Below are 3396 nucleotides of genomic sequence, written 5' to 3'. Positions count from 1 at the left end.
GGGTCGATCCCAGTCTCGCCGTGGAAGATGTTTTGGAAATGGTCCAGGCCGGGGTTTATCACTTGACTGTGGTCGAGCAACCGATTGCAGAACGCTGGGCCAAGGTCATGCCCAAACTGCGCATAGAGCGTTCGTTGATGCTCAGTAACAGCGGCGATATGAACTGGTACGTGCGCCATGACGCCACGATGCTCCGCGCAAGTATTGACCGGTTTCTCAAGCAATATCAGGTCCCCCCCGACGAAAATCTGGCGTTTGAAAAGGCCTACCGTGGCCTGTATCAGTTGCACTATCCCCTCGCCACTGAGGACCGCCAGCGTTTGGAGAAACTACGGCCGATTTTACAGCGTTGCGCGGACGAACAAGGCATGGATTGGCTGAACCTGGCTGCGCTGGCGTTTAAAGAGTCAGCGTTGGACCCCAGCGTCAGGGGGGGCGGCAAGGCTACCGGTTTACTGCAAATAACCCCTTCGACGGCGCAACGGGTAGGCGTCGATAATATTCACAACGTCGATGGCAATGTCTTGGCCGGCGCGAAGTACCTGGCGCTGATTCGGCGCAAATTTTTCTCCAGTTCCAGGATTAATGAGCGTGAGCGGATGGCGTTTGTCATGGCTGCCTATAACCTGGGTCCGGAGCGGGTCCAGGCGATGCGTGCAGAGGCGGGGCGTCGGGGCTTGAATCCGGATCAATGGTTTTTTCAGGTTGAACGTGTCGCCAACGAACAGGAGGGCCCGGGGGTTGTGAGCTACGTTAACAGTGTGAACAAGTATTATTTGGCGTTTGATCGCGAGCGGGACTCGTTGGAAGGACCGGTTCCCAAGCCTCCTCATCAAAAAATCGCCTCACGAAACAATCGATAATACTGATTGGTTTGAGCAGGCCGCGTCCCTGTAGGAGCTGCCGAAGGCTGCGATTGCCCCGGGCGATCACTGATTGAACACTGCGTATGACGACAGGCCCGCTGATGCGGGCCTTGTTGTTTATAGCGCTTGTTTAAGGCGCTTATTGACAGTTCCTGTGCGGCTTCTCTAGGATGCTGCCCATGCGCCGATTTAAACAGCTACTTGCGGGGCGCCAGGCAAGGACTTGATCCATGCCTATCTGAAGTCTGTACCGACTTCTAAATACCGCTAAAGCGCTGGTTCGGTGTTGCCTCTCACCGCTGCCCAGCGGGATTTTTGAGGCTGAGACAAAACACCATGAGCAATCCGCGTCCCCTTATTCGATTGTCACCGTTCACATCACCTTTGACTCGCCGCAACCCCAGGATCCTGCTGGGTGGTTCGCATCAGCCGACGCTGCTGCGCTACCTTGAAGGCTGGCCAAAACGTAACGGTAAACCCGCTGCTTTCCTGATCCAGTTTATCGACCAACATGATTCCCTTGCCGGTTTCCCCAATGATCGTTTCGACATTGCAGTGGTGCAGGCGCCAAGCGCCGACAACGCCGAAGTGTTCATCAAACACCTGACGCGTGTTGCCCGCCAGGGATTGATCACGCGCGGCTGAGGCGCTGCCTGATATTTCCGGTGAAGGGGGGATCCCCGTTACTTGGGCTTGGGAATACCGAACTGGTCCAGCGTGGGATCAACGTTGTGATCGAAGGCTTTTTGCGCGTTGTGCTTCTTAACAGCCGCAATAATAGCTGCGATACCGAAACCCAGGCTCATGGCCGCATCGATCACCCAACCTACCGGGCCCGCAGCGGCACCAATAGCTTCAGCCGCTGCCAGACCCGTTGCTTCACCGGCAATCATACCGGCTACCCTGCCACCCACTTGGCCGGCCATTCGGCCCAAGCCAGCCGATGCATCACGCCCGGCCATTTTAGCCACGGCGTCGTAGCCGCTTTTTGCCCCCGTGATCCCGGACTTAGTGCTGTCGTAAATAGTCTTGGCTGCACCCGTCTTGTCGCCACGGTCAAGCATGCCGGAAACAGAGGCCAATCCGGTCACCGACTTGAGCGCATCAGGTCCGACTTTGGTCGCGAGTTTTTCTGCGTTGCTCACGGTAGAGGATTTCTCTACGCCCTCTTGGCCATCGGCGGGTTTCTTCAGAAAATCACGGCCTTTTTTGCTGTCCTGTAACTCGGCCATCGTTGAGTTGAGGTAGCCGTCTTGCTGGCGCTGCAGAAAACCGTTCGGCAGCACGCTCTCATAACTGGCCTTGCGCGCGTCAGCAGTGGCAAGTGCGGTGCTGGCGTCGGTCTTTTTCTGACCGAGTAATTGTTTCACCGCGCCGCCTTCGGTGAAGTTCGCTTGGTACGAACGCGCGAGCTTAGCTTGCGTTCCAGGATGGTCACTGACGATCTGCTGCGCGCTCGGCACCCTAGCATCGGGGCCCTGCAAATCCTGTTGCATTTGCAGTTGCGAGGACAAGCCGCCAATCGCCGAGCTGTAATCGGGGGTGGCGTCCTTATTTTTGTCCTTGTCGGCAGCTTTGTCCGCGGTGTCCATGTCAGACTTCAACGCCTTGCCGCTGAGCAGGCTCTGGTACTGGGTCTTGACCGCTTGTTGCAATGAAGGGTCGCTGTTCACCAAGCTACGCTCTTGGTCCGGCACCGCCTTGGTCATGAACGCTTGCACATCCGGGTCGGCCTGTAATTGCCCGATTTTTTCGTCCAGGGCTTTTTCAGTGTCACCGGTTTTGCGTAAATCACTCCCGGCGGCAACGCTTTGCTGGGTTTGTTGCAGCTTGACCATGACCGCTGCTTTCTGCTCGCCGGTGTAGTTCTCGGGTTCTTCGAACACGTCTTTATCAAGCTTGCTGATGTCGACATCGGCAACCGCATTTAACGTGGCTGCGTCGCTGAGCATCGACGAAAACTCGCCACCGGTGGTGGGCGCCTGGTTTTTGATCCAGTTGGATATGTTGGCCGAGTCGAATTTTTTATCTGGACTGTGAGTCGCCAGATCGCGGCCGGACAGTCCGCCTTGATCAAGCATATTCAAAAAGCCCGGCTGCGAAAACGTTGTCGCGGCCTGTTTCAGAGGGCCGCCGAGTCCAGGATTGTCCTTGGCCAACGCCGCGACACCATCAGCGCTAATGAATTTATCGACGCCTGTTTCGCCCTCTGTGCCCTGCGCATGCTTGGGGTCCGCAGCACTGGCCAACGGCTGGTTCGCCTGCAATAACGATGCAGAGCGGACCATCTCCAGTGACTGCGGATCGGCATTTGGGTTTTTCTTTTGGTAGTCCCCCAGGTCCTTGCCGGCCTTGTCTGCAGCGCCTTGCATCTTGTCGGCGAATGATTTCAGGTCGCCGTCGGTGATCTTTCCGTCTGCTTTTCCGCCATGTTTGCCCACGTCCACCGCATTTTTCAATGAGGCATTCGCGTTGATAAAATCCATGGCCTTGGCTGAGTCAGGGCCTTTTTCAGCGGCCATTCGAGCCG

General features: G+C 56.6%; 3 protein-coding genes. 2 read left to right on the top strand and 1 reads right to left on the bottom strand.

Annotated features, from left to right (window positions below; translation table 11 throughout):
• Both M0974_RS28520 and M0974_RS28515 read left to right on the top strand, forming a co-directional pair.
• Positions 1-863, top strand: an 863-nt coding sequence (locus M0974_RS28520) for a transglycosylase SLT domain-containing protein (protein ID WP_297845005.1), incomplete at its 5' end; no start/stop codon positions are given.
• A 339-nt stretch (positions 864-1202) separates the two neighbouring features.
• Entirely contained in the window at positions 1203-1511 is a 309-nt protein-coding gene (locus tag M0974_RS28515; RefSeq protein ID WP_297845003.1) for a class I SAM-dependent methyltransferase, read from the top strand.
• A gap of 38 nt (positions 1512-1549) precedes the next feature.
• On the opposite strand, the gene M0974_RS28510 is transcribed toward M0974_RS28515, so the two are convergent.
• The coding region (locus tag M0974_RS28510; RefSeq protein ID WP_297845001.1) for a type III effector HrpK domain-containing protein at positions 1550-3396 on the bottom strand (1847 nt) is incomplete at its 5' end.

It is taken from the genome of Pseudomonas sp. (assembly GCF_026224925.1).
GTDB lineage: Bacteria > Pseudomonadota > Gammaproteobacteria > Pseudomonadales > Pseudomonadaceae > Aquipseudomonas.
Note: the sequence above shows the minus strand (reverse complement) of the source record. Positions and strands in the feature narration are given on the sequence as shown.

Excerpts from the sequence above, each read along its gene's own strand:
- M0974_RS28515 (WP_297845003.1), top strand. The coding sequence starts at position 1,203 with ATGAGCAATCCGCGTCCCCTTATTCGATTGTCACCGTTCACATCACCT.